General features: G+C 64.5%; 23 protein-coding genes. 18 read left to right on the top strand and 5 right to left on the bottom strand.

Translation table 11 applies throughout. The features are described 5' to 3' along the window. The first annotated feature begins 98 nt into the window (after nt 1-98). From ACFSNN_RS11475 to ACFSNN_RS11440, 8 genes are all read left to right on the top strand, one after another. On the top strand, nt 99-1,121 hold the full coding sequence (locus ACFSNN_RS11475) for a tRNA dihydrouridine synthase (protein WP_134456194.1): 1,023 nt from the start codon (nt 99-101) through the stop codon (nt 1,119-1,121). 81 nt (nt 1,122-1,202) lie between these two features. Continuing rightward, on the top strand, nt 1,203-2,588 hold the full coding sequence (gene rimO / locus ACFSNN_RS11470) for a 30S ribosomal protein S12 methylthiotransferase RimO (RefSeq protein WP_134456193.1): 1,386 nt from the start codon (nt 1,203-1,205) through the stop codon (nt 2,586-2,588). Between the two features lie 3 nt (nt 2,589-2,591). Next, entirely contained in the window at nt 2,592-3,542 is a 951-nt protein-coding gene (locus tag ACFSNN_RS11465) for a sugar kinase (protein ID WP_134456192.1), read from the top strand. A gap of 68 nt (nt 3,543-3,610) precedes the next feature. Next, complete coding sequence (gene bktB / locus ACFSNN_RS11460) at nt 3,611-4,795, top strand: beta-ketothiolase BktB (protein WP_134456191.1); 1,185 nt, start codon at nt 3,611-3,613, stop codon at nt 4,793-4,795. 49 nt (nt 4,796-4,844) lie between these two features. Then, complete coding sequence (locus ACFSNN_RS11455; protein WP_134456190.1) at nt 4,845-5,501, top strand: hypothetical protein; 657 nt, start codon at nt 4,845-4,847, stop codon at nt 5,499-5,501. A 140-nt stretch (nt 5,502-5,641) separates the two neighbouring features. Continuing rightward, nucleotides 5,642-6,826: a cystathionine beta-lyase gene (locus tag ACFSNN_RS11450; protein WP_134456189.1), complete on the top strand. Its 1,185-nt coding sequence runs from the start codon at nt 5,642-5,644 to the stop codon at nt 6,824-6,826. Nucleotides 6,827-7,003: 177 nt separating this feature from the next. After that, entirely contained in the window at nt 7,004-7,453 is a 450-nt protein-coding gene (locus ACFSNN_RS11445; RefSeq protein WP_134456188.1) for a hypothetical protein, read from the top strand. A gap of 50 nt (nt 7,454-7,503) precedes the next feature. Further along, entirely contained in the window at nt 7,504-7,635 is a 132-nt protein-coding gene (locus ACFSNN_RS11440; protein ID WP_279631103.1) for a hypothetical protein, read from the top strand. A gap of 52 nt (nt 7,636-7,687) precedes the next feature. On the opposite strand, the gene serB is transcribed toward ACFSNN_RS11440, so the two are convergent. Next, nucleotides 7,688-8,527 carry a phosphoserine phosphatase SerB gene (gene serB, locus ACFSNN_RS11435; RefSeq protein ID WP_134456187.1) on the bottom strand — a complete coding sequence of 280 codons (840 nt, stop codon included), beginning with the start codon at nt 8,525-8,527 and terminating at the stop codon, nt 7,688-7,690. Between the two features lie 418 nt (nt 8,528-8,945). Here serB and ACFSNN_RS11430 point away from each other — a divergent pair, with 418 nt between their 5' ends. The 4 genes from ACFSNN_RS11430 to ACFSNN_RS11415 all read left to right on the top strand — a co-directional run bounded on the left by ACFSNN_RS11430 (nt 8,946) and on the right by ACFSNN_RS11415 (nt 14,707). Then, nucleotides 8,946-10,199 carry a cytochrome P450 gene (locus ACFSNN_RS11430; protein WP_134456186.1) on the top strand — a complete coding sequence of 418 codons (1,254 nt, stop codon included), beginning with the start codon at nt 8,946-8,948 and terminating at the stop codon, nt 10,197-10,199. A gap of 132 nt (nt 10,200-10,331) precedes the next feature. Further along, a complete protein-coding gene (gene ku / locus ACFSNN_RS11425; protein WP_134456185.1) occupies nt 10,332-11,333 on the top strand; it encodes a non-homologous end joining protein Ku in 1,002 nt (333 codons plus the stop codon). 43 nt (nt 11,334-11,376) lie between these two features. Then, on the top strand, nt 11,377-14,361 hold the full coding sequence (gene ligD, locus ACFSNN_RS11420; RefSeq protein ID WP_134456184.1) for a DNA ligase D: 2,985 nt from the start codon (nt 11,377-11,379) through the stop codon (nt 14,359-14,361). 40 nt (nt 14,362-14,401) lie between these two features. Beyond that, the gene (locus ACFSNN_RS11415) at nt 14,402-14,707 is read left to right on the top strand and encodes a hypothetical protein (protein ID WP_134456183.1); all 306 of its coding nucleotides are present in this window, start codon (nt 14,402-14,404) and stop codon (nt 14,705-14,707) included. A 43-nt stretch (nt 14,708-14,750) separates the two neighbouring features. On the opposite strand, the gene ACFSNN_RS11410 is transcribed toward ACFSNN_RS11415, so the two are convergent. Next, complete coding sequence (locus tag ACFSNN_RS11410) at nt 14,751-15,707, bottom strand: LysR family transcriptional regulator (RefSeq protein ID WP_134456182.1); 957 nt, start codon at nt 15,705-15,707, stop codon at nt 14,751-14,753. Nucleotides 15,708-15,870: 163 nt separating this feature from the next. Here ACFSNN_RS11410 and ACFSNN_RS11405 point away from each other — a divergent pair, with 163 nt between their 5' ends. Both ACFSNN_RS11405 and ACFSNN_RS11400 read left to right on the top strand, forming a co-directional pair. Continuing rightward, nucleotides 15,871-16,893 (top strand): zinc-binding alcohol dehydrogenase family protein, encoded by a 1,023-nt coding sequence (locus tag ACFSNN_RS11405; protein WP_134456181.1) that lies wholly within the window; start codon nt 15,871-15,873, stop codon nt 16,891-16,893. A gap of 356 nt (nt 16,894-17,249) precedes the next feature. Beyond that, complete coding sequence (locus ACFSNN_RS11400) at nt 17,250-17,807, top strand: DUF6013 family protein (RefSeq protein WP_134456180.1); 558 nt, start codon at nt 17,250-17,252, stop codon at nt 17,805-17,807. A gap of 33 nt (nt 17,808-17,840) precedes the next feature. On the opposite strand, the gene ACFSNN_RS11395 is transcribed toward ACFSNN_RS11400, so the two are convergent. Further along, on the bottom strand, nt 17,841-18,647 hold the full coding sequence (locus ACFSNN_RS11395; protein WP_134456179.1) for an ABC transporter permease: 807 nt from the start codon (nt 18,645-18,647) through the stop codon (nt 17,841-17,843). After that, nucleotides 18,644-19,372 carry an ABC transporter ATP-binding protein gene (locus ACFSNN_RS11390; RefSeq protein ID WP_134456178.1) on the bottom strand — a complete coding sequence of 243 codons (729 nt, stop codon included), beginning with the start codon at nt 19,370-19,372 and terminating at the stop codon, nt 18,644-18,646. The genes ACFSNN_RS11395 and ACFSNN_RS11390 overlap by 4 nt, the downstream gene beginning before the upstream one ends. 168 nt (nt 19,373-19,540) lie before the next feature. Between ACFSNN_RS11390 and ACFSNN_RS11385 the strand changes: the two genes are divergently transcribed. Beyond that, nucleotides 19,541-22,042 carry an AsmA family protein gene (locus ACFSNN_RS11385; protein WP_134456177.1) on the top strand — a complete coding sequence of 834 codons (2,502 nt, stop codon included), beginning with the start codon at nt 19,541-19,543 and terminating at the stop codon, nt 22,040-22,042. Continuing rightward, entirely contained in the window at nt 22,042-22,209 is a 168-nt protein-coding gene (locus ACFSNN_RS11380) for a hypothetical protein (RefSeq protein WP_166799223.1), read from the top strand. The genes ACFSNN_RS11385 and ACFSNN_RS11380 overlap by 1 nt, the downstream gene beginning before the upstream one ends. Nucleotides 22,210-22,322: 113 nt before the next feature. On the opposite strand, the gene ACFSNN_RS11375 is transcribed toward ACFSNN_RS11380, so the two are convergent. Beyond that, on the bottom strand, nt 22,323-22,817 hold the full coding sequence (locus tag ACFSNN_RS11375) for a hypothetical protein (protein ID WP_134456176.1): 495 nt from the start codon (nt 22,815-22,817) through the stop codon (nt 22,323-22,325). Nucleotides 22,818-23,217: 400 nt separating this feature from the next. Here ACFSNN_RS11375 and ACFSNN_RS11370 point away from each other — a divergent pair, with 400 nt between their 5' ends. Beyond that, on the top strand, nt 23,218-24,837 hold the full coding sequence (locus ACFSNN_RS11370) for a sensor histidine kinase (protein ID WP_134456175.1): 1,620 nt from the start codon (nt 23,218-23,220) through the stop codon (nt 24,835-24,837). Between the two features lie 79 nt (nt 24,838-24,916). Then, entirely contained in the window at nt 24,917-25,426 is a 510-nt protein-coding gene (locus ACFSNN_RS11365; protein ID WP_134456174.1) for a response regulator, read from the top strand. The last annotated feature ends 4 nt before the right edge of the window (nt 25,427-25,430 follow it).

Here is a 25,430-nt window from a genome sequence, read left to right as displayed (position 1 = left end):
GCCGCCAACTTCATCCCCATTCCGAGCGTCGATCTCATGTTTTACGGATGCCCCATTTATCCTCAGGAAACGCGCCACTTCCCGGCGCCCATTTCCGCATGAGCCGCCTCTATCTTGCCCCCATGGAAGGTCTCGCGGACTACGTCTTGCGCGACGTGTTGACCGGCATCGGCGGATTCGACGGATGCGTGTCCGAGTTCATCCGCGTGACGGGCTCGGTGCTTCCCACCCGCGTCTACGAGCGGGAAGCCCCCGAGGTGCTCGACGGAGGCCACACGCCGAACGGCACGCCGATGGTCATCCAGTTGCTCGGCAGCGACCCCGCATGGATGGCGCTGAACGCAGCCCACGCGGCTACCTTGTCGCCGCATGGAGTCGATCTGAACTTCGGATGTCCCGCCAAGGTCGTGAATCAGCACGGCGGCGGAGCCATGCTGCTGGCGGACCCTGAACAACTGAACCGGATCGTGTCGGCGGTACGCGCCGCGGTGCCGGCCGGCATCGCCGTGACGGCGAAAATGCGCCTTGGCGTGTCCGACACATCGCTTGCAATCGACTGCGCCACGGCGCTCGCGGAAGGCGGCGCGGCCTCGCTCGTCGTCCACGCCAGAACGCGCGATCACGGCTACCGGCCGCCCGCCCACTGGGAGTGGATCGCGCGGATCGACGCCGCCGTGGACGTGCCGGTCGTCGCGAACGGAGAGGTCTGGACGGTAGCCGACTGGGAGCGCTGCCGCGCGGTTAGCGGTTGTGACGACGTGATGATCGGACGCGGCGCTGTTTCGGACCCTTTCCTCGCGCTGAGGATCCGCGGACTGATGGACCGCTCCCCATCCGACGGGGACTGGCGCGACGTGCTGGGTCACATCGCCGGTTATCTGCGCAAATTGCAGGCGCGTGTCGCCTCCCGGCACGAGCATGGGCGCGTCAAAAAGTGGCTGAGTTACCTGCAGCGGACCTGGCCGCAGGCAGCCGAGTTGCATGCGGCGATCCGCCGGCTGCAGGATTCGCAGGAAATTCTGGAAGTGATCGAGCGTGCTTTGGGCGTCGGTCAATCAACGGCGACACCTCGATCCGGGCGCCTTTCGCAGCGCGATCCAGTGGACCTCGCGGTCGTTTGAGGGCGAATATTCAAAGACTTACGAGCGGCAGCCTTGGCGAACCGCTACAATTCAAGGTTTAACGTCTTCAAGCGGTCCCCCATGTCTGCCACACCCCCGATTGTCCCGACTGCCACGCCAAAGGTCGGATTCGTTAGCCTCGGCTGCCCGAAAGCCCTGGTCGATTCCGAGCAGATCTTCACTCAACTGCGCGCCGAAGGTTACGAGATTTCCGGCACGTACGACGGCGCGGACCTCGTGGTCGTCAACACCTGCGGCTTCATCGACGAAGCGGTGCAGGAAAGTCTCGACGCGATCGGCGAAGCGCTCAACGAAAACGGCAAGGTGATCGTGACCGGCTGTCTCGGCGCGAAAAAAAGCGCGAGCGGCTCGGGGCTGATCGAAGAAGTGCATCCGAAAGTGCTGGCCGTGACCGGCCCGCACGCGCTCGGCGAAGTCATGCAGCACGTGCACACTCATCTGCCGAAGCCGCACGATCCGTTCGTCGACCTGGTGCCGGCCGCTGGCGTGAAACTCACGCCGCGTCATTACGCGTACCTGAAAATCTCCGAAGGCTGTAACCACCGCTGCACGTTCTGCATCATCCCGTCCATGCGCGGCGACCTCGTGTCGCGCCCGGTCGCCGATGTAATGCTCGAAGCGGAAAACCTCTTCAAGTCGGGCGTGAAAGAACTGCTGGTGATTTCGCAGGACACGAGCGCCTATGGCGTCGACGTCAAATACCGCACCGGTTTCTGGAACGGCAAGCCGATCAAGACGCGCATGACCGATCTGGTCGGCGCGCTCGGCGAACTCGCCGCGCAATATGGCGCGTGGGTGCGTCTGCATTACGTGTATCCGTATCCGAGCGTCGACGAAGTGATTCCCATGATGGCCGAGGGTCCGTACAAGGGCCACGTGCTGCCGTATCTCGACGTGCCGTTCCAGCACGCGCATCCGGAAGTGTTGAAGCGCATGAAGCGCCCGGCCAACGCCGAGAAGGTGATGGAGCGCGTGAAGAAGTGGCGCGAGATGTGCCCGGATCTGACCATCCGCAGCACGTTTATCGCCGGCTTCCCCGGTGAGACCGAAGAGCAGTTCCAGACGCTGCTCGATTTCATCCGCGAGGCGGAACTGGATCGGGTCGGCTGCTTTGCCTATTCGCCGGTCGAAGGCGCGACGGCTAATGAACTCGACGGCGCCTTGCCCGACGAAGTGCGCGAAGAGCGCCGCGCGCGTTTCATGGAAGTCGCCGAAGAAGTGTCGGCGAAACGTATCGCGAAGAAGGTCGGCAAGACGCTCAAGGTGCTGGTCGACGAGATCAACGCGGACGGCGGCATCGGCCGCACCGCGGCTGACGCGCCGGAGATCGACGGCGTGGTGTATATCGCGCCGGCCGCGAAGGCGTCGAAGCGCTACAAGGTCGGCGATTTCGTGTCGGTGAAGATCACCGGCGCCGACGGTCACGATCTGTGGGGCGAGGTGTAATCGATGACGGTCGGCACGACTGCAGCGCCTCAAACGGGGCGTCCCGAGATCCTCGCGCTCGGCGAGGCGATGATCGAATTCAATCAGTCGGCGAAAGACCAGCCGAACTATCTGCAAGGCTTTGGCGGCGATACGTCGAACTTCTGTATCGCGGCCGCGCGGCAAGGCGCGCAGACCGGTTTCGTGTCGGCGGTCGGCGCGGATCATTTTGGGCGGCTGCTGGTCGATCTGTGGGAACGTGAGCAGGTGGACACGTCGCTGGTGCGCGTCGATCCGCAGGCGTCCACGGGTGTGTATTTCGTGTCGCACGGCCCGAACGGCCACGCGTTCGACTATCTGCGCGCCGGCTCGGCCGCGAGCCGCTACGCGCCGCACGATCTGCCGCTCGACGCGATCGCCGCGGCCAAGGTGATCCATCTGTCCGGCATCAGCCTCGCGATCAGCCTGAGCGCCTGCGACGCGGCGCTCGAAGCGATCGCGCATGCGCGCGCCAACGGCGTGCGCGTGAGTTTCGACACCAATCTGCGTCTCAAGCTTTGGCCGCTCGCGCGGGCGCGCGCCGTGATGCTCGAAGCCATCCGCCAGACCGATATCTGCCTGCCGAGCTGGGACGACGTCACCGACCTCACGGGCCTGACCGGTCGCGACGAGATCGTCGATTTCCTGCTGTCGCACGGTCCGAGCGTCGTTGCATTGAAGCTCGGCAAAGAGGGCTCGTATATCGCGACGCCCAACGAGCGGCGCGTCGTGCCGGGCCACGTCGTCAATGCCGTCGACGCAACCGGCGCGGGCGACTGCTTCGGCGGCGCGTTCATCGCGCGCATCGTCGCGGGCGACGATCCATTCGCCGCGGCGCGTTATGCGAACGTCGCCGCGGCGCTGTCCACGCAAGGTTACGGCGCGGTGGCGCCGATTCCTTCGCGCGCGACGGTCGAACAACTTCTGGCGGGCTGAACACACGCGCTACAGAGCGCGGCCCGCCGAGGCAAGATCATCTAGAGAGACTGGAAGAGGAGCGAGCGATGCAACGGGACGTAGTGGTGGTGAGCGGTGTGCGTACGGCAATCGGCGGTTTCGGCGGCAGTCTGAAAGACTTTTCGCCGACCGATCTCGGTGCGCGCGTGGTGCGCGAAGTGCTGGCGCGCGCCAACGTGCCGGGCGACGAAGTCGGCCACGTGGTGTTCGGCAACGTCGTGCATACCGAACCTAAAGACATGTACCTGGCGCGCGTGGCCGCGATCAATGGCGGCGTCGCGCAACATGCGCCGGCGTTGACCGTGAACCGGCTGTGCGGCTCCGGCTTGCAGGCCATCGTTTCAGCCGCGCAAAGCGTGCTGCTCGGCGACGCCGACATCGCGATCGGCGGCGGCGCGGAAAACATGAGCCGCGCGCCTTACTCCATGCCGGCCGCGCGCTTCGGCCAGCGCATGGGCGACGCGCGCCTCGTCGACATGATGGTCGGCGCGCTGAACGATCCGTTCCAGTCGATCCATATGGGCGTGACCGCCGAGAACGTCGCGCGCAAATACGACATCTCGCGCGAAGCGCAGGACGCACTCGCCCTCGAATCGCATCGCCGCGCGGCCAACGCAATCACGAGCGGCTACTTCAAGCAACAGATCCTGCCGATCACGATCCCGTCGAAGAAAGGCGACGTCGTGTTCGACACGGACGAACACACGCGCATGAACGCATCGGCGGAGGATTTCTCCAAGCTGAAGCCGGTGTTCGCGAAAGAAAACGGCACGGTGACGGCGGGCAATGCGTCGGGCATCAACGACGCCGCCGCGGCCGTCGTGCTGATGGAGCGCAGCCTCGCCGAACAGCGCGGCATCAAGCCGCTGGCGCGGCTGGTGTCGTACGCGCATGCCGGCGTCGATCCGGCGTACATGGGCATCGGCCCGGTGCCGGCCACGCGCCGCGCGCTCGAACGCGCCGGGCTGACGGTCGCCGACCTCGACGTGATCGAGGCCAACGAAGCGTTCGCCGCGCAAGCCTGCGCGGTCAGCAAGGAACTGGGCTTCGATCCGGCCAGGGTCAATCCGAACGGCTCGGGCATTTCGCTCGGCCACCCGATCGGCGCGACCGGTGCGCTTATCACCGTCAAGGCGCTGTACGAGTTGCAGCGGATCGGCGGGCGTTATGCGCTGGTCACGATGTGTATCGGCGGCGGGCAAGGTATCGCGGCGATCTTCGAACGGATTTGAAGCTTGGCATGTCGGCAGTAAGCGGTAGCGAGCAATGAGGAAAGGAAGGATGCGGGAACTGAAAGCGATCAAGGGTGCGGTGCGCCGGCGCGGTCGGATAGTGACGAGCGCTGGCGTCTTGCTGTGCGCCGGCGCGGCGGCGATGCTACCCGCACAGGCATGGGCGGAAAGCGACGCGGTGAAGGAGTTGGCGGCGCCCCCGCCGATCCAGTTGCCACTCAAGCCGAGCCCCGAGTTCGCGAAGTTCCCGCGCTACGCCGGCATGCTGGGCTCGCGCCAGATCGTCCTGAAACTCGGCCCGAAAAGCGACGACCCGTCCGGCGTGCACGGCGAGTATCAGTTCACGGACACCGGCGCGGTGATCCTGATCGCGGGCGATCGCGACGGCGATACGCTCGAAGTCGAGGAATCGAACGACGGCACGCATATCACCGGCAACTGGGTCGGCAAGTTCGCGGCGGATGGCTCGGTGGCGGGAGACCGCATGAACGTCGACGATTCCGACCCGCAGCCGTTCGACCTGAAGCCGCTGGCGGCAGGGCAGGCGGTCCCGCCTCCCGGCGCACCGGCGAGCGCGAGTGCGGCCGCGACGAACAAGCCTGCGGCGCAGCCTTCGGCGGGCGCTGCCGCTGCGCCGGCTTCGAGCGCTGCCGCAACCGGCGGCCACGCCGTGGGCGGTGTCAGCAATCTGCAAACCGGCGAGTGAAGCCGCAGCCGCGCGGCGCCCAACCGCTCGCGCTCTGGCTCGCGAGCGAAATCCCGCCGGCTCGTCTACTCTTGCGTGTGCGGCGCGCGCCCTGACACGACGCGCGCTCCGTTTCCGTCTGCTTCTCACTAGAACCCACCATGACCCAACCCAAACTCCAACGCGATCTGCAAACCCGCATCGTGCGTGCCGAGGACCAGCTCACGCCGGGCTTCGAGTCGTTCTCGATGCCGGTCACGCGGGCGTCGACGGTCGTGTTCCCCGATCTCGCCACCATGCGCGCGCTCGACTGGAAAAACGACGCGCAATGGCGCTACGGCCTGCATGCCACGCCGACTTCGCTCGCGCTGGCCCAGCGCCTTGCCGCCATCGAGGGCGGCAATCACGCGTTGCTGCAGCCGTCGGGGCTGTCGTCGATTTCGAACGTATATTTCGGCCTCGTCAAAGCCGGTGACGACGTGCTGATTCCCGATAACGTCTATTCGCCGAACCGCGATCACGGCGACTGGCTGGCGCGCGATTTCGGCATCACGGTGCGCTACTACGATCCGATGATCGGCGCGGGCATCGTCGATCTGATCCAGCCGAATACGCGCCTGATCTGGCTCGAGGCGCCCGGCTCGGTGACGATGGAAGTGGCCGACGTGCCCGCCATCACCGCGGCGGCGCGCGCGCGCAATGTCGTCACGGCGATCGACAATACGTGGTCGGCGGGGCTCGGTTTCCGGCCGTTCGATCACGGCGTCGACATCTCGGTGCAGGCGCTCACCAAGTATCAATCGGGCGGCGGCGACGTGCTGATGGGCGCGACGATTACCGTCGATCGCGAACTGCATCTGAAGCTGAAGGCGGCGCGCATGCGCATGGGCATCGGCGTCTCGTCGGACGACTGCTCGCTGATTCTGCGCAGCCTGCCGACCATGCAACTGCGCTTCGAGCAGCATGACCGCGCGGCGCTCGGCCTGGCGAAATGGCTGAAGACGCGGCCGGAAATTGCCGCGGTGTTGCACCCGGCGCTCTCCGACTGTCCGGGACACGAGTTTTACAAGCGCGACTTCACGGGCGCGGGCGGCCTTTTCTCCGTCGTATTCGACGGCCGCTACAGCCCGGCGCAAATCGATACGTTCTGCGAGTCGCTCGAACTGTTCTCGCTCGGCTGGAGCTGGGGCGGTGCACACAGTCTCGTGATGCCGTACAACGTCGCGTCGATGCGCACGGCAGGGCAGTGGCCGCACGGCGGGACCTTGGTGCGGTTCTATATCGGCCTCGAGGCCGAGGCGGATTTGCGCGCGGATATGGAGCAGTCTCTGGCCACGCTGGGTTAAACGTCCGACGACGTTTCCGGCAGGAAGAGCGAGCTCATCGGGACATGTTCCCGGTGGGCTTTTTTCTTGTCAAGATAGCCAGTAAGCCTAACCATTCGGCCGAATGTCCGGCGTGCGGTCGCGACGCTACGATGGTGCGCATCTCAACTTACGGTTGCCGCACTATGGTGAGCTTCGATGAATTTTTTCCTCTGGGTGTTGCTGAATCTCGGCGTGCCGATCATCGGCCCGATCTTCACGCTGGTGCTCGTCGCGCCCGCGCACGGCTGGCGCGTTGCAAAGGCATTGATCGCCGGCTCGGTCAAAGACGGCCAACTGTTCTGGTGTGCGATCGGGATGTTTGCGTCGGCGGTGTATGAGGCGGTGACGGCGCTTGCGCGTGGAAGTAGCGAGGCGCCGGTTCTGGCGTACTACGTTGTCGGGCTGTGCGTGGCGGCATTCACCTGTTCCAGTCTCGTGATGTCGGGTCTGGTCAACACACACTACGAACGGACAAAGGCGAAGGCGTCGCCGCGAAACAAACCGTTTGCCGACGGGGCTTTTTCGCGCGTAGAGATAGGCATGTCGATCCTTTTTACATGCGCCGCCGCGATTATCCTGGCATTCCTACATGTGCACTTGAATTAGCTTTTTTCAGATAGTGCAGCACTTATACTTGTCTTCTCAAAGGAGGCACCATGAAGAAAATGACAATGTGGCTGACGGTAGAGGAAAACTACACGCGCTTCGTGAAGTGGTGTGGGATCATCGGTGTCGTCGATTTCGCTTACATGCTGGCGTTAATCACAGTAGACGTTCTGAAAAAATAACGTCACTGTCGGCGCTGGCCGTCGTTGCATCGGCCAGCGCATCCAACCGCCATCAGAACAGCCGCAACAACCCGTCCAGTCCGACATAGTTGAACGCCACGCTAGCCGCTTCACGCACCACCGGCTTTGCACGGAACGCAACGGAGAGTCCGGCTTCGGCCATCATCTTCAGATCGTTCGAGCCATCGCCCATGGCAATAGCGCGGCTCGGTTCAATGCCCAATTGCGCGCACGTTTCGCGCAGCGTGCGTGCTTTGACATCGGCATTGACGATCTCGCCGATGACCTTGCCGGTCAGTTTGCCGTCCACGATTTCAAGCGTGTTGGCGCGAGTGAAATCAAGGCCGAGACGGGCCTTCAATTTTTCGGTGAAGAAGTTGAATCCGCCCGACACGAGCAGCGTTTTCAGCCCGGCCGCCTTCGCGCCCGCCAGCATCCGCTCGGCGCCCGGCGAGAGTTGCAGCCGCTCTTCGTACACACGTTGCAGCGCGCTCGCGTCGAGGCCTTCGAGCAGCGCCACGCGGCGCGTCAGGCTTTCGTTGAAGTCCTTGATCTCGCCGCGCATCGAGGCCTCGGTGATCGCGGCCACTTCCGCTTTCAGGCCGCAGAAGTCGGCGATTTCGTCGATACATTCGATCGTGATCAGCGTCGAATCCATGTCCATCGCGACCAGTCCGAAGTCGCGCAACCGGCGGCCGGCTTCGACAAACGCGTAGTCCAGTTGATGGGTGCCGCAATAGACGTCGAGGTCGGCGCGCTGAGCGACGTTCGCGTCGGCAATGCGAATCGCGTTCGCGTCGACGACGCTGGCGTGCGAACCGCGCGCGAGCGCGACGAGCGCTTTGTGATGGTCGGCGGAAAGGGGCGCGGGGCTTTGAATGACGAGGTTCATGGACGACGACGCAGTAACGCGGAAAAGGGCGGCGCGCGGCGCGCGCGGAAAATCCCGCTATTGTAACGGTTCGCCGGTGGGCCTTGCCGCTTGCGATCTGCCTGGAGAGGTGCGCGCCATCGCGCCTTTGGCAGCGGGGAGGGAACGCTACGCCGCGTTTCGCAGTGCGCCTCGCCTTTGGCAACCGGCAGGGAACGCTACGCACTGCACCCCGCCTTTGGCAACCCGCAACGAACACCGCCCCACACCTCGCATCGCGCCGTGCAATCCCGCGGCGCCCAGTTCATACTGGCGCATCGAACGACGCCCCGCAGCCGCTGTGCGCACCGACCGTCGCATCCGCCTCCCGCGGCGTGCAACGTCCGGCACGTGAACACACCGGCATCCACGACGAGGCGCACCACTACGGAGACAACGCATGCCCCAGGCGACCGCCAGCGACGCATCCACTCTTGCGCGCGACTTCGATCTGCGCCACCTCGATCCCGCTTTCCATGCCGATCCCTATCCGGTCTATCACGCATTACGCGCTTACGAGCCGGTCAAGCGCATGCCGGACGGCTCACTCTTTCTGACACGGTTTCGCGACGTGCAGGCGGTGTATCGCGACGCGAAAACCTTCAGTTCGGACAAGACCGTCGAATTCAAGCCGAAGTACGGCGACTCGCCGCTCTACGCGCATCACACCACGAGTCTCGTCTTCAACGATCCGCCGCGCCACACGCGCGTGCGCAAGCTGATCGCCGGGGCGCTGACGGCGCGCGCCATCGCGGCGATGGAGCCGGGGCTGGTACGCCTCGTCGACGGCTTGCTCGATGCCGCCGCCGGGTGTGGCCGGATCGATTTGATCGGCGAGTTCGCGTCGGCGATTCCGGTCGAGATCATCGGCAATCTGCTGGATGTGCCGCACGCTGAGCGCGAGCCGTTGCGCGACTGGTCGCTCGCGATTCTCGGCGCGCTCGAACCGTCGCTGACCGAGGCGCAGTTCGAGCGCGGCAATCGCGCGGTGGACGAATTCGTCGGCTATCTGCGCGATCTGGTCGCACGGCGCCGGCGCGAACCGGGCGACCCGCAGCATGATGTGCTGACGCGTCTGATTCAGGGCGAGGAGGGTGGCGAGCAATTGTCGGAAGCGGAGTTGCTGCAGAACTGCATTTTCATTCTGAACGCTGGCCATGAGACGACCACGAATCTGATCGGCAACGGCCTCGTCACGTTGACGCAATGGCCGGAGCAGCGGGCGGCGTTGCTGCACGAACCGTCGCTGATCGAATCGGCGGTGGAGGAATGTCTGCGTTTCGAGAGTTCGAACCAGCTCGGCAACCGCATGGCGACCGTCGACACGGAAATCGGCGGCGTCGCGATCGCGCGCGGCACGCCGGTCACGCTGTGCATCGGCGCGGCGAATCGCGACCCGGAACAGTTCGCGGATCCGGACCGCTTCGACATTCGCCGTGATCCGAACCGGCATCTTGCGTTCGGCTTCGGCATCCATCAGTGCGCCGGACTGTCGCTCGCGCGGCTGGAGGCGCGTATCGCGATCGGCCGCTTCGTGCAGCGCTTTCCCGCTTATCGCCTCGACGGCGAGCCGACGCGCGGCGGACGCGTCCGCTTTCGCGGCTTCGCCGAAGTGCCGCTGGAACTCGAACCGGCCGCGAGCCGCACGGCGTAGCTTTTGCCGTGCTGACGCAAGACTTACAGCCTCTGTCGGCGCCCGCCGCACCGCCACGCGCGCCGGCGCTGCGCGCAAAGCCGTGGCACGCTTGCTGCTTCGTGTCAGGTCTTAGGCCCAGGGGAGCGCACGATGCCACACATGATCTGGAAAGGCGCAATCAGCTTCGGCCTCGTCCACGTGCCGGTGCAGTTATATCCGGCGACGCAGTCCGAGAAAGTCGGTTTCAATCTGCTGGATAAGCGCTCGATCGATCCGATCGGCTACAAGCAGATCAACAAACGCACCGGCAAGGATGTGACGCGCGACAACATCGTGCGCGGCTTTGAGTACGAGAAGGACAAGTACGTCGTGCTCTCTGACGACGAGATTCGCTCGGCGAATCCCGAGTCGACGCAAACGGTCGATATTCTGGCGTTCGTCGACGCCCCGGATATCTCGTTTCTTTACCTCGACACGCCTTATTTCCTCACGCCCGACCGCAAGGGCGAAAAGGTCTACGCGCTGCTGCGCGAAGCCATGAAGGCGTCCGGCAAGATCGGTGTGGCGAGCGTGGTGCTGCACAACAAGCAGCATCTGGCGGCGCTGATTCCGGTGGGTCCGGTGTTGGCCTTGAACACGCTGCGCTGGGCCGCGGAGGTGCGCGATTTCGACGAATTCAAGCTGCCGGCCGACGGTGTGAAGGCGGCGGGCGTGTCCGCGCGCGAGCTCGACATGGCGAAGAAGCTGATCGACGACATGAGCGACAAGTGGGATCCGTCGCAGTATCACGACACCTTCCGCGACGACATCATGGCGCTCGTCGATCGCAAGATTCGCGCGGGCAAGACCGAGGAAATCACCGAAGTCGAAGCGCCGCACGAGTCGCGTCAATCCGCCGATATTCTCGATCTGTCCGATCTGCTCAAGCGCAGTCTCGGACGCGGCAAGGGCAAACCGGCGGCGGGCGGCCGCAAGCGCGCCGCGGACGACGACAGCGACGAGGGCGACGCGGATGCCGAGGCCGAAACGCCGGCGCGCAAGAAGCCGCGCACGACTCGTACGGCGAGTAAGACAACAACGCGCGGCGGCGGTCGTGCGGCCGCCAAGTCCGCGTCCGCGCCGGCGGCCCGCAAACGCCGTGCGGCGGCCTGATCGCCGGCATCGCGCCTGAGGCAATCACGACGACGTCATCGCCATGAACGACAGACTCGATCTCTACAACCGCAAGCGCCGCTTCGACGACACGCCGGAGCCGGCGGGCACGCGCGCCAGGCGCAAACCGGGCGGCCGGAAAGCGACCCGCCAGGCAGCCGGCGAGGCGCTCTCATACGTGATTCAGGAGCACGACGCACGGCGCTTGCACTACGACTTCCGGTTGGAACTGAACGGCACGCTCCTGTCGTGGGCGGTGCCCAAAGGGCCGAGCCTCGATCCCTCGGTGAAAAGGCTGGCAGTGCATGTCGAGGATCATCCGGTCGAATACGGTTCGTTCGAAGGGGAAATCCCGCCCGGCAACTACGGTGCGGGCAGCGTGATCGTGTGGGATCGCGGCACCTGGGAACCGGTTGGCGGCGCGGCGGAAGCGGCGCGTTCCTATGCGGCCGGCAAACTCAAGTTCCATCTGCACGGCGAAAAGCTGCAAGGCGGCTGGACACTGGTGCGCAGCCATATGCGCGGCAGCGGCGACAAGGAGCAGTGGCTGCTGATCAAGGAACGCGACGACCAGGCGCGCGATGAGAGCGACTACGACATTCTGAAGAAGCGCCCGGGCAGCGTGCTCAGCGGCAGCGCCTCGGTGGACAAAGGCGAAAAAACGACGACAGCGGTATCCAGGACCGCACGCAAAACCGCGGCATCTGATGCGAAGTCCGCCGTAAAACGAGGCGGCAAAAGCGGCGCGAAAGCCGCTTCATCCACCCGCGCGGATCCCAGGCGGCCGGACATCGTGGCGACGCGCAACACGCAGTCGCTACGTGAACTCGCCGCCACGCCCGCGATCGAGGGCGCGGTGAAAGCTCGCTTGCCCGCGAGCTTCAAACCGCAACTGGCGACACTCGTCGACGCCGCGCCGCCCGGTGACGACTGGTCGTACGAAATCAAGTTTGACGGCTACCGCGTGCTGGCCCGAATCGATCGGGACGCGAAAGGGAGCGCCGTTAAAGTATTCACCCGCGCCGGCAACGACTGGACCGCGAAATTCAGCAAACAGGTCAAGGCGTTCGAACAACTCGGAATTGAAAGCGCATGGCTCGACGGCGAAGCCGTGGTGCTGGACCAGAACGGCGTGCCGAATTTTCAGGCGCTGCAGAACGCTTTCGATGCGAATCGGCCGCAAGACATCATCGTCTATTTGTTCGATATACCGTTCCTGAACGGCTACGACTTGCGCGGCGTGCCGCTCGAACAGCGCCGCGCGATTCTGCGCGCCTTGATGGAAGACGTCGACGACAGCGTGCTGCGCTTCTCGAACAATTTCGACTTCAGCGCGGAAGACCTGCTCAGAAGCGCATGCGACATGGCGCTGGAGGGCATCATCGGCAAGCGGCGCGATAGCGGCTATCTGTCGGGCCGTTCGTCGACGTGGATCAAGTTGAAATGCCGCCGGCGCCAGGAGTTCGTGATCGGCGGTTATTCGGAACCGTCCGGCAGTCGTGCGGCATTCGGCGCGCTGCTGCTCGGCGTCTATGACAGCAAAGGCAAGTTGAATTACGCGGGGCGCGTGGGCACCGGCTTCGACGCGGCGTTGCTGCGCTCGGTCAAGAAAGAACTCGATGCGCACGCGACTAAGCGCATGCCCTTTGCAGCCGCGCCGCGCGAGCGCAGCCGCACGCCGGTGCATTGGGTCGAACCGGTGCTCGTAGCCGAATGCAATTTCGCGGAATGGACGAGTGACGGCATCGTGCGTCAGGCGTCGTTCGTGAGTTTGCGCAATGACAAGCCGGCGCGCCAGATCGTCAAGGAAACACCTCGCCAGGGAGCCGACGTGCAACAGCAAACCGATTCCATCTCCGACGACGCGCCGAGGAAACGTGCGGCGCGGAAAACTTCCGGTAGTACAGTGGCCGCAGCCGGCGCAGAGAGAACTGGCGCGGCAAAATCGAAGGGCAAGGCGAAGTCGGCGGACGCGACAGATGGCGGCGTAGGGAAAGCCGGCGCGGAGCCGGGCGACGGAGCTAAAGTCGGCGCAGCGAAAACCGCTGCAACGAAAACCGCCGCCGTAAAAACCACACCCACCAAACCCAAAACCACCAAACCCACACCCGCAAAATCAACCACCGCCGCGCCACCCGCCGAAGTTGCCGGCGTGCGCATCTCGCATCCCGATCGCGTCATCGACAAAAGCAGCGGCGCGCGCAAGATCGATCTCGTGCAGTACTACGAGTCGGTGGCCGAATGGATGCTGCCGCATCTGAAAGACCGGCCGGTTTCGCTGGTGCGCGCGCCCGAGGACATCGGCGGCGAGCTGTTTTTTCAGAAGCACAGCCAGAAGCTGTCGATTCCGAATGTCACGCAGCATCCGGGCCTCGATCCCGGCCATCCGCCGCTGATCACCGTCGATACCATCAAAGCGCTGGTCGGCGCCGCGCAAATGGGCACCGTCGAATTTCACACGTGGAATGCCGTCGCATCGAATATCGAAAAACCGGACCGCGTTGTCTTCGACCTCGACCCCGATGCTGCGTTAGGTTGGGAACGCATGATCGAAGCCGCGCAACTGACGCGTTCGCTGCTGGAGGAACTCGGCCTCAAATCGTTCTGCAAGACGAGCGGCGGCAAGGGCCTGCATGTGGTCGTGCCGCTCGCGAAACAGGCCGGCTGGGACGAAGTAAAGGACTTCTCGCAAGCCGTCGCGCAGCACATGGCGGCAACCCTGCCCAAGTACTTCAGCGCGAAGATGGGCGCGCAGAACCGCAAGCAGAAAATCTTCGTCGACTATCTGCGCAACAACCGCGGCTCCAGCACGGTCGCCGCGTTCTCGGCGCGGGCGCGTCCTGGCCTCGGCGTATCGGTTCCGCTTGCGTGGGACGAAGTCGCCGGTACCACGGGCGGCGATCAATGGACCATCGAGAATCTGCACGAGCGTCTCGCCGAACTCAAAAGCGACCCGTGGGCGGACTATGCGAAGACGCGTCAGCGCATCACCGCGGCCATGAAAAAACGTCTGGATGACGCGCAATAAGCCTGGACGGACCCGATTCAGAGCCACAAGGAGCTACACCATGAAGACCTCACCGCAATCCTCCGACGGCGACAAGCAGGCGGACCCGCATGCCGGAAAGCAGCCCAAATCGATGCAGGAGGCAGCTGCGCCTCTGCCGCACGAAGCCGATCAGAATCCGGAATCGCAACACGAGGATGGTCCGCGCCATGTCGGCAAGCAGGCGCATCGCGACCTCGAACGCGGGCTGAAAGATACCGACCGCCGCGGCGGCGACGAGTATCAGCAGAACACGCAGAACGATGCACACACTGACGTCAACTCCGATGACAAAGGAGCCGGCGGCGCACGCGGCAACAAGCACTGAGGACTGGTCGATTCGAGCGCCGTAGGCGGCGCATCGATCGGTCTCAAGCCGGCTCTCTGTCCCAGTAAGGCGGATCGCCGAAATGCGCCGCCAGGAATTCGATGAAGGCGAGCGTTTTCGGCGGCACGAACGAACGGCTCGGATACACGGCCCAGATCGCCACGCTCTCGGCGAGCGGATAGCTGTCCAGCACGCTCACCAGTTCGCCGCTGCGCAAATAAGGCGTGACGTCCCACGTCGATTTGAGCGCGATGCCGAAACCGGCCAGCAGGGCATCGCGAATCACTTCGCCATTGTCCGTGACGAGGCGCCCGCTCACCCGCACCGAGAGTGGTCCGGCAGGCGTCACGAAGGCCCAGTCGCGCTGGTCCGACAGGATCATGCACTCGTGTTCCGCGAGGTCCGAAGGATGATGCGGCGTACCGCGCGCGGCAAGGTAAGCGGGCGCCGCGCACAGCACCCGCCGATTCACCGCGAGGCGCCGCGCCACCAGCGACGAATCCCTCAGCACACCGACGCGGATCGCGACATCGATACCCGCATCGACGAGATCGACCAGCTGATCGGTGAGCCGCAAATCGACGCTCACGCCGGGATAGCGGCGCAGAAATTCGCTGATTACCGGCGACACGTGCTGCCGTCCGAACGAAGACGGCATCGAGACTCGCAAGCGGCCCTGCGGCTCGGCCTGCGCCCGGCCCACCGACGCGCGCGCGGCGGCGGCCGCATCGAGCAGGGCTTCGGCGCGCGTCATGAAGACTTCACCGTCCTGCGTGAGGCTGATGCGGCGGGTGGTCCGGTGCAGCAGGCGCGCGCCGAGCAGCTTTTCCAGTTGGGCGATGCGGGAACTGGCCACCGCCGCGGACAAACCGAATTCGCGGCCGGCCGCCGACACGTTGGCGAGCAGCGCGGCGCGCACGAACAGCGCGACGTCGAGCAGATCGAGCCGCTCCCGTTCGCCGGGCGGCGTACGCTCGGGCGAAATAGCAGGCAGGTTCATTCTTCTGAAATTCCAAAAGATGTTTCAGTCATTATGACGGTTTTAAAAGAATAAGAACCGCCCTAGGATCACACCCATGAAATCGCCGATACGCAACCGGCGCCGCAGGCCGGCCGCAAAAATCGCGAACTTTTCAATCTGATTTGAACCAACAGGAGCATGTATGAAAGCCGTCGGTCTCTATCGCTATTTGCCGATCGATCAAGCGGAAGCCCTCGTCGATGTCGAGATCCCGAAACCGGAAGCCACCGGTCGCGATCTGCTGGTCAAGGTCGAGGCGATCTCCGTCAATCCGGTCGACACCAAAGTGCGTGCGCCGAAAGACAAGCTCGAGGAGACGCCGCGCATCCTCGGCTGGGATGCCGCCGGCACTGTCGCCGCGGTCGGGCCGGACGTCACGCTGTTCAAGGTCGGCGATCCGGTGTTCTATGCGGGCAGCATCACACGGCCGGGCGCCAACAGCGAGTTCCATCTGGTCGATGAGCGGATTGTCGGGCGCAAGCCGGCGTCGCTCGATTTCACCCACGCGGCCGCGCTGCCGCTGACCGCGATCACAGCCTGGGAAGCATTGTTCGACCGTCTCGGCGTGTCGCCGCAAGGCGCCGACGAAGGCCGCAGCGTGCTGATTTTCGGCGGCGCGGGCGGGGTCGGCTCAATCGGCATCCAACTGGCGAAGCAGCTCGCGAAGCTGAAGGTGATCGCAACCGCGTCGCGGCCCGAATCGGCGAAATGGGCCACGGAACTGGGCGCGGATCACATCGTCGATCACTTCGGCGACGTGCCCGCGCAATTGAAAAAGCTCGGCATCGACCAGGTCGATTACGTGCTGATGTTCAACGACACCGACAAGAACTTCCCGGTCGCCGCCGAAGTCGTCAAGCCGCAGGGCGGCATCTGCACGATCGTGGAAAACAGCCAGCCTGTGCCGGTTGAACTGCTGAAGGCGAAGAGCGCCGCGTTTCATTGGGAGTTCATGTTCACGCGTTCGATGTTCGGCACGCCGGACATGATCGAGCAGCACAAGCTGTTGACGGAAGTCGCGCGTCTCGTCGATGCGGGCACGCTGTGCACGACCGTCGGCCAGAACCTCGGGGCGATCAACGCCGCTAATCTGCGTCGCGCGCATCAGCTTCTCGAAGAAGGGCGCGCGATCGGCAAACTGGTGCTGACAGGTTTCGAGGCGTAAATAGCGTTTCACCTGAAGCGGGTTGCAACGGAACACGGCCGGCGTCGCAGCAATGCGCGCCGGCCGTGTCCATTTGATGCACATCAAACTGTGCTACCCGGTGCGTCGATATGCAGCAGTGCGGTGCGGCGCGCGCTTTCATGCGCCAGAGCGGCGACACGCGCAGAAAACGCGTCGCCGCAAGCGGGTTAACACCCGATTCGCGGGCAGCGCGCACAGCGCCGCTTGGCGTTAGACTGGCGGGGCATCATGCTAAAACAGTTGCGTGTCTCGCGGCCCGGCATCATTGATGCCCGCCGGTGCGCGGGCAGTAGCGCTGAAGCGGGCGCGCAGCGGCACAACAACGAGGTGACAGTATGAGCTTCAGACTCTCCGCCGTTTCAGTTGTCGCTTCTCTCGCATGCGCGCTCGCGCCCGGCATGCTCGTGCCGGTGGCTCACGCGGCCACGCCGATCACGGTCACGTCCCAGTCCGCCCTCGACGGCCCGATCCGCTATACGGTGCGCGTCACGTCGAAACAGTTCGGCAACTCGCAGGAAACCCGCACGATCCGCTCCGGCGAATCGGATGACTTCACGTGGAAGACGGTGCCGCCTGGCGGCCCGGTTCCCGCGACGGATGCGTGCCCGAACTATGCGTCGCTGCCGACCGACACCAACGGCGCGATGATCCGGCAAACGCAGATCCGTTTCGCGCCGGTGGTCGCCGGCGACGGCACGGCGACCGTGCAATTGAGCTTCCAGGCGCAGACGCCGAAGGGCGTGAAAACCGTCACGAGCGGCGGCAAAACGCTCAAGTGTCCGAACGACGTGAGCGTCAGTCAGATCGTGCGCTTCACGATGCCGGTCAACGGCAGCACGAAAACGCTCACGCTCAGCGACGGCACGGAAGTCGCGATCAGCGCGAAGCGTTGAGCCCGGCGTGTGATGGGATTACAGCGGCGCGGCTCAACGCCGCGCCGCGGTTCGCTCCACGAGCCGCGCCGACAGAAACCGGTGCTCGGCGGAAAAGAGCCGCCGGTACGTGAGCAGCACCGCGCCCACGGTCCCGAGCGCCGACGACGCGGCGATCAGGAACATGATCACGATCTGATAGCGCACCGCCTGCAACGGCGATTGCCCGGCCAGCACCTGGCCGGTCATCATGCCGGGCAGGCTCACCACGCCGACCACGGCCATCTGATTGAGCGTCGGCATCATGCCCGCCCGCACCGCCTGGCGCGCGGGTGCCTGGGCCGCTTCCCAGCGCGTCGCGCCGAGCGCGAGTGCCATGTCGACGCGATCGCGCCGCGCGGTCAATTCCTCGGTCATCCGTTCGATGCCGAGCGACACACCGGTCAGCGTGTTGCCGAGGATCATGCCGAGAATCGGAATCGCATATTGCGGCTCGTACCACGGATGAATGCGGATCACGACGAACAGCCCGACCGCGGCCACCAGCCACGAACTGACCCAGATCGACAGCACGCTGTCCGCGCGTTGTCCGCGATAGGTGTGGTTGCCGCGCTGCGCGCCCGCGAAGCCGGCGATCAGCGTCATCACGATCATCAGCGGCAACACCACGTACCAGCGGTCGTAACGGAACACCCAGCCGAGCACGTAACCGATCGCCAGCAACTGCACGATGGTGCGCACGGCGGCCCACGCCAGCTTGCGCTCGAGATCGAGCTTCAGCGCCACCGACACGACACCGTTCACGACGATCAGCAAGGCGGCAATCGCGACATCCCACAGACTCAGGTTTTGCAGTGTCATTGGCCGAACTCCTGGTGATCCTGATGCGCGGACGGGATCTCGGACCGTGCGGTTTCGTCGAGCACGCCGGCGCGCATGGTCAGATGCCGCGCGCTCATGCGCGTGGCTTGCGCCGGATCGTGGGACACCCAGATCGACGCATGACGTCCGGGGTCGGCGTCGAACCAGGCGTGCACCAGACCTTCGATCGCACGCGACGACTCCGGGTCGAGCGAGGCGGTGGGCTCATCGAGCAACAGGACTTCGGGCGCGAGTTGCAGCACACGAATCAGCGCGGCGATCTGCGCCTCGCCGCCAGACAGTTCGCTTGCGCGCTTGTCGAGAAAATCGTCGCCGCGGCCGGCCTGAGCGGCGAGGCTCGCCGCACGCGCGCGATCGAAATGCACGTCGCGATAGGTGCGCAACTCGAACGGGTAGCGCAGATTGTCTTCGACGCTGCCGTCGAGCAGCGCGGGCCGCTGCCGGATATACGCGACGTTGCGCCGGTAGCGTGGAATCGCGGCGCGTTCCACCGGCGCGCCATGCCACATGATGCGTCCCGCATCGAGTGGATCGAGCAGCGCGAGCGCGCGCAGGAACACGCTCTTGCCCGAGCCGGACGGCCCGGTGATCGCGACGCGGTCGCCCGCCTGCAAGGCGAAGGTGGTCGGCTGCAGCAGCGTCTGCCCGCGCGCGGCATCGCGCCGGACGATGCCGTCGGCGAGGACTAATGGAACATCGGTCATGGGTGAATTTGTAATGGGGGATGCGTAAGGTCGAAGCGCGTTGCGACGTGCGCGTGCAACATGCGTGCAACATGATAAAGCGGCAACGGCCTAACGCAGGCCGTGCAAGGATCGGGCATGCAACGTGCTGCACGGTGCTCAACGTAGAAGAATTAGCGGAGCCTCTCAATGGCAGTGTCGAGCACGACTGGACGGCGGATCGGAAAAATCATCGCATGGCTGCTGGCGATTATCGTCATTCTGATTGTCGCGCTGACTATTTTCATTCTGACCTTCGACTGGAACCGGGCAAGGCCCTATGTCAATGACAAGGTCACGCAAGCTATCGGCAGGCCGTTCGCCATCAACGGCGATCTGAAGGTCGGCTGGCGGCATCCGGTCGGCGAGACCGGCTGGCGCGGCTGGGTGCCGTGGCCGCGTTTCTCGGCGGCCAATATCACCGTGGGCAATCCGGACTGGACGAAGCAGCCGCACTTCGCCACGCTCGACGAAATCGACTTTCAGGTCAAGGTGCTGCCGCTGCTCGCGCACGATATCGTGATTCCCACAATCAACCTCGTGAATCCTTCGGTCGATCTCGAACGCGTGCTCGACGGGCGCAACAACTGGACGTTCAAACTGGCGTCGTCGAGCGGGCCTTCGGAATGGAAGCTCGATCTGCACGATATCGCCTTTGCCAAGGGCAACATTGCACTGTCCGATCAGCAGAAGAAGGTCGATTTGCAGATGGCCATCGACACGCTCGGTCAGCCGATTCCGATCGGCGAGGCGATGAAACAGCAGGAAGCGGCGTCGCGCAGTTCGTCGGCGCAAACCATCGGCAAGTCGGGCGCAAACAAGCTCACGCAGCAGGCAAATGCGCAGGCGGCGTCGGAGGCCGCGGCGGCGTCCGCGGCGGCGGCTTCGGGCGCGTCGTCGACGGAGATCAGCGCGTCGGGGACGACGGCGGCCACGGGCGCCTCGGGCGGCCTGGTCGCGGGCGGCTCGAAGGGTGCGAGCGAAGCCGTCGCGGCAGGCGCGAGCGGCGCAGTCGTGGCGTCGGCTTCAAATGCTTCGGGCGCTTCGGGCGCGAGCGAGGCGCAAGCCGGCGCGAAGCAGGAGATTCCGCCGTACGCGATCGGCTGGACCGTCAAAGGGACTTACAACAAGACGCCGGTGTCGGGCAGCGGCAAGGTGGGCGGCGTGCTCGCTTTGCAGGATGCCAACCGGCCGTTCCCGGTGCAGGCCGATGTCAAGGCCGGCGATCTGCATGTCGGCCTGGTGGGCACGATCACCGATCCGGCGCATCTTGCCGCGGTCGATCTGCGCCTCTGGCTGCAAGGCAACAGCATGGCGCGCCTGTATTCACTGACCGGTGTGACCTTGCCCGACACGCCGCCGTATGCGACCGAGGGGCGATTGGTCGGCCAGTTCAAGTCCACCGGCAACGTCTTCAAGTATGAAAATTTTACAGGCCGGGTCGGCGGCAGCGATATCAACGGCTCGCTGACCTATACGGCACGTGAACCGCGGCCGCTGTTGCAGGGCGAACTCGTCTCGCATCTGCTGCAGTTCTCCGATCTGGCGCCCGTGATCGGCGCGGATTCGAACGCCAGCAAGGCCAAGCGCGGCGATGCAACGGCGCAGCCGTCCAACAAGGCGCTGCCGGTCGAGGAATTCCGCACCGACCGCTGGAAGGCGATCGACGCCGACGTGAAGTTCACCGGCCGGCGCATCGTCAAGGACGTGAATTTGCCGATCACGGATCTGTACACGCACGTCGTGATGACCGACGGCGTGCTCTCGCTGGAACCGTTGAAGTTCGGCGTGGCCGGCGGCACGCTCGCTTCAGACATTCATCTGGACGGCAGCGCGACGCCGCTCAAGGGCCGCTTCGCGACATCGGCGCGGCATCTGAAGCTCAAGCAGTTGTTCCCGAACTTCAAGACGATGCAGAACGCACTCGGTGAAATCAACGGCGACGCCGCCCTGACCGCGACAGGCAATTCGCCGGCGGCGCTTGCGGCCACCTCGAACGGCGAGGTAAAGGCATTGGTGACGGACGGCACGGTAAGCCGCCTGCTGATGGAAGCGGCGGGGCTGAACGTGGCGAACGTCGTCTACGAAAAGCTGTTCGCCAATCGCGACGTGAAGATCAACTGCGCGGCCGCTGATTTTGTCGCAACCAACGGCGTGCTCGAATCGCGCATCTTCGCGCTCGATACGGACGACGCCGTGATCAATATCGACGGCAACGTGAATCTGCGTGACGAGTCGATGGACCTCGGCGTGCATCCGCATACCAAGGGCTTCCGTGTCTTCTCGCTGCGCTCGCCGCTGTACGTGAAAGGCACCTTCAAGGATCCGCACGTGGGCGTGAATGCGGCCGCGCTGGCGCTGCGCGGTGGCGCGGCGGTCGGCCTCGGCTTGATCAATCCGTTCGCGGCGCTGATTCCGTTGCTCGCGCCGAGCAACAACAAGCCGTTGCCCTGCACGCAGATGCTGGAGCAGATCCGTCAGGCGCCGACGGCGCCGCCGCCGGGCGTGAAGCAGCAGCCCAAGGCGGCGATTTCTCTGGATGGCGCGCCAGTCAACAAGTCTTCGGGCGGAGCTTCGTCGCCGGCTACGACGGATAAGAAGAAGCCGGCGGTGATGTCGCCCGCCAGCGCGGCTACTTACAAGGGAAGCTGATGCCTTTCATCCTGCCTTTGGATTGGCTGAGCTGGAGTTTTGGCGGTGGCCTCTCCTTGATCCTTTTGTGGCTGATCAGTGTGCCGCCCGGGCGCGGCCACTTCGATGACGTCATGATGAAAAAGGACAAGGCGAGTGCTGCACGCGCGCGTCGACAGATCACCTGAGATGACAAGTCGAATCAAGCAAGGCAAGGAAAGGTGATGACGCAACGCCGCCCGACGAACTGTGCGAACAGACGGAGTTGCGAAGATGAAGGTCTACTGTAAAGCTAAAAGATTTACCTGAGCGAGCGTGGCGCGGCGTCTCCGGCAGCATCCTGCCGACGCACCCCGCGACGTGTGCCGCCAACGCGAGTCGCGCCGAATTCCGTCAGGATCTTGCCGCGGGCGCGGCTGGCGAACACGAGAAAGCCGAAGCCGTCCGCCTCATACCAGTAGCCGCCGTTCTCGAGACCGTCGAGCGGCTGCTCCAGCGCATTCGTAATGGATTCGATACAGCGACGCCGCAATTCCGCGGGTGCCGGATAGGGCGGTTGTGCACCACGCACACTGCACAGGAGGACATCGAGCCCCGGCAGCACATGGGCATAAAGGACCGGCTCGTCTTGCGCACGAGCACGCGCAATCTTGGTGTCGAGCTGACCGAACGGCTTGAAATGCCGTAGTACCGCGAGGAACGACTCATCGCCGTCCACCTTCGCGCGTCTACGCTTTTTCGGGAAGGACATAAAAATTCGCCTGAAAAAGAATTGCAAGAAACGCAGCGTCCTCATGCGACCACTCCCGGCTTCGCGCGCCGCACGTCGATCTTTTATAGCATACGACAAGGTCGGATTCACGGTGATTCGACAACGACGCCGCCCCACCGCCTCCCGCACGAATCATGCCGAACCGCCTCGCCGCGCGCTTTCGCTTCCCATCCCATCTGTTTCCATCATAGACGCACGAGGCGTCGAAAAATCATCTCATACCAATAAAAATGTCGTTTTTGTGTGGGCAGGCGCATCTTGCCGATACGTTGAAATATCTCGAATTCACGTCGATAATGGCCCGTCCGGCTGCACTGCGCCGAGCTCGCCGATGTCCCACCGCAAAGTCCCTCCGGCGCGGCGTTGCATCGCTGGTCATGAGCCGCCGCGGCTTGAGCGACCCTTTGCGACCCTTCGGGCGAACATGAAACTATTCACCAAGGGTCTGCTGCTGATTGCAGTGCCGAGCGCGGTCGAACTGGCGCTTCTTGGCGTCGTCTTCGATACCCAGGAGCAGACAGCGCAGGCCGCCCAGCAGGTCACCAACAGCAAGCAGATTCTCTATCAGTCGTCGGCCATCATCGATCCGCTGCTGCGCCAGGCCGCGCGGGTTCGCACGGGTATGGTGATCGGCGATGCGTCGCTGATCGACCGCCATACGGTGTGGGTCGATCTGGGCGACCGGCTGTCGAATCTCGAGGCGCTGGTCGCCGGCACGCCGCCTCAGGTCGAGCGCGTGCACAAGATGCAGCGGGCGATCGACGCGTATCGCACGCAGACTGTCGCGATCTCGCAGGCGCTGCACGAAGGGCGTCGTTCGACTTCGTTCGCGGCGCTGGAGACCGGCGCGTTGCCGCAGCAGATCGCCGTGTTTCGGGATGAGCTCGCGGCGTTCGGCGACGAGGCGTCGCGGCTCGATGCCGAGCGCTCGGCCGCGCTCGCGCGGCGCCGCGACCGTCAGCAGTACGCGCTGATCGGCGCCGTGCTGGGCTCGATGCTCATCTGGGCCGTCACCGCAGTGGTCTTCGCGCGCAGCATCGGCCGGCGGCTGGAAGTGTTGACGGAAAACGCCGAGCGTTTGGGCAGCGGGCGCACGCTGGCGCCGGCGCTGTCGGGTAAGGACGAAATTGCCGCGCTCGACGCCGTGCTGCATCAGACCGGCGCGCGCCTGCGTGAGGCGGAAGCCGAGCAGGCCATGCTGAAAACACGGCTCGAAGCGCGCGCGCGGGAACTGGCGGGCGTCAACGAGGAACTGCGTCAGGAGACGCAAGACAATGAAATGTTCATCTACAGCGTGTCGCACGATCTGCGCTCGCCGTTGGTGAATCTGCAAGGTTTCTCGAAGGAATTGCAGGTCTCGTGCGACGAACTGGACAGCGTCGTCGAGGCGGCAAAATTGCCGGACGCCGAGCACCGGCGCATGGCGCATATTCTTAACGGCGAGGTGCGCGAGTCGTTGCAATATTTGCGCACGGCAGTGACGCGGGCCGCCGCGATCATCGACGCGCTGCTGCGCATTTCACGCGCCGGCCGGCTCGAATACCAGTGGCAGCGCGTGAGCGTCGGGCGTGTGGTGGGCCGGGTGGTCGACGCGCTGCAGGGCAAGATCGGCCAGCATGCGGCCGTGGTGACCGTGCGCGACTTGCCGCCCGCATGGGGCGACCCCGGCGCGATCGAGCAGATTTTCAGCAATCTGATCGGCAACGCGCTGAATTATCTCGACCCGGCGCGTAACGGGCGTATTGAAATCGGCGCACTGGAACCCGAGCCGGTCGAGCCGGCCCAGGCGGGTGAGCCGCGCGCGGTCCGCATGCGCACGTATTATGTGCGCGACAACGGCCTCGGCATTCCGGCCGCGTATATGTCGAAAGTGTTCCGGGCGTTTCAGCGCCTGCACGGCGACGTTGCGAACGGCGACGGCATCGGTCTCGCGGTGGTGCGTCGCACGGTGGAGCGGCATGGGGGCCGCGTGTGGGTCGAATCGGCGGAGGGCGCGGGGTCGACGTTTTTCGTGGTGTTGCCGGAACAGCCCGCGCGTCTGTGAACTTCGGCAGGCAAAGAGGGCGGCGGCGCGGATAATCACAAGCGGCAGGCATCAACCAATCGTTGAGCACGGAGAGCATATGAATCACGGGGAAACGGTCAGCATCGTACTGATCGAAGATGACGACGGCCACGCCACGCTCGTCGAGCGCAATCTGCGCCGTGCCGGCATTTCGAACGGTTTCGTGCGTTTTCGCGACGGCCAGCAGGCACTCGATTATTTCTTCGGCCCGGCGCCGTCGCCAGCGGACGCCGCCGCGAGTTGCGCGGCCGACCCCGCTCAGAGCGCCGTGCCCGCGCGTGAAGATTTGATGAATTTCGTCGTGCTGCTCGATCTGAAAATGCCGCGAGTCGACGGCTTCGAAGTTTTGCGGCGCCTGAAAGAATCGCCGCAGACGGCCGCCGTGCCGGTGATCGTCCTGACCACGACCGACGACCCGCGCGAAATCGCGCGTTGCTACGAACTCGGCTGCAACGTCTACATCACCAAGCCGGTCGAGTACGATGCGTTTATCGAAGCGGTGCGCCGCCTCGGTTTTTTCCTCCAGGTGGTCAAGCTGCCTTCGGGGCATCGTCTTGCGGCGCCGTGATGGA

Origin of the sequence: Paraburkholderia dipogonis, assembly GCF_042680985.1 — a bacterium.
Classification (GTDB): domain Bacteria; phylum Pseudomonadota; class Gammaproteobacteria; order Burkholderiales; family Burkholderiaceae; genus Paraburkholderia; species Paraburkholderia phytofirmans.
The sequence above is the reverse complement of the archived record's forward strand: the minus strand, read 5'-3'. Positions and strand labels throughout refer to the sequence as shown.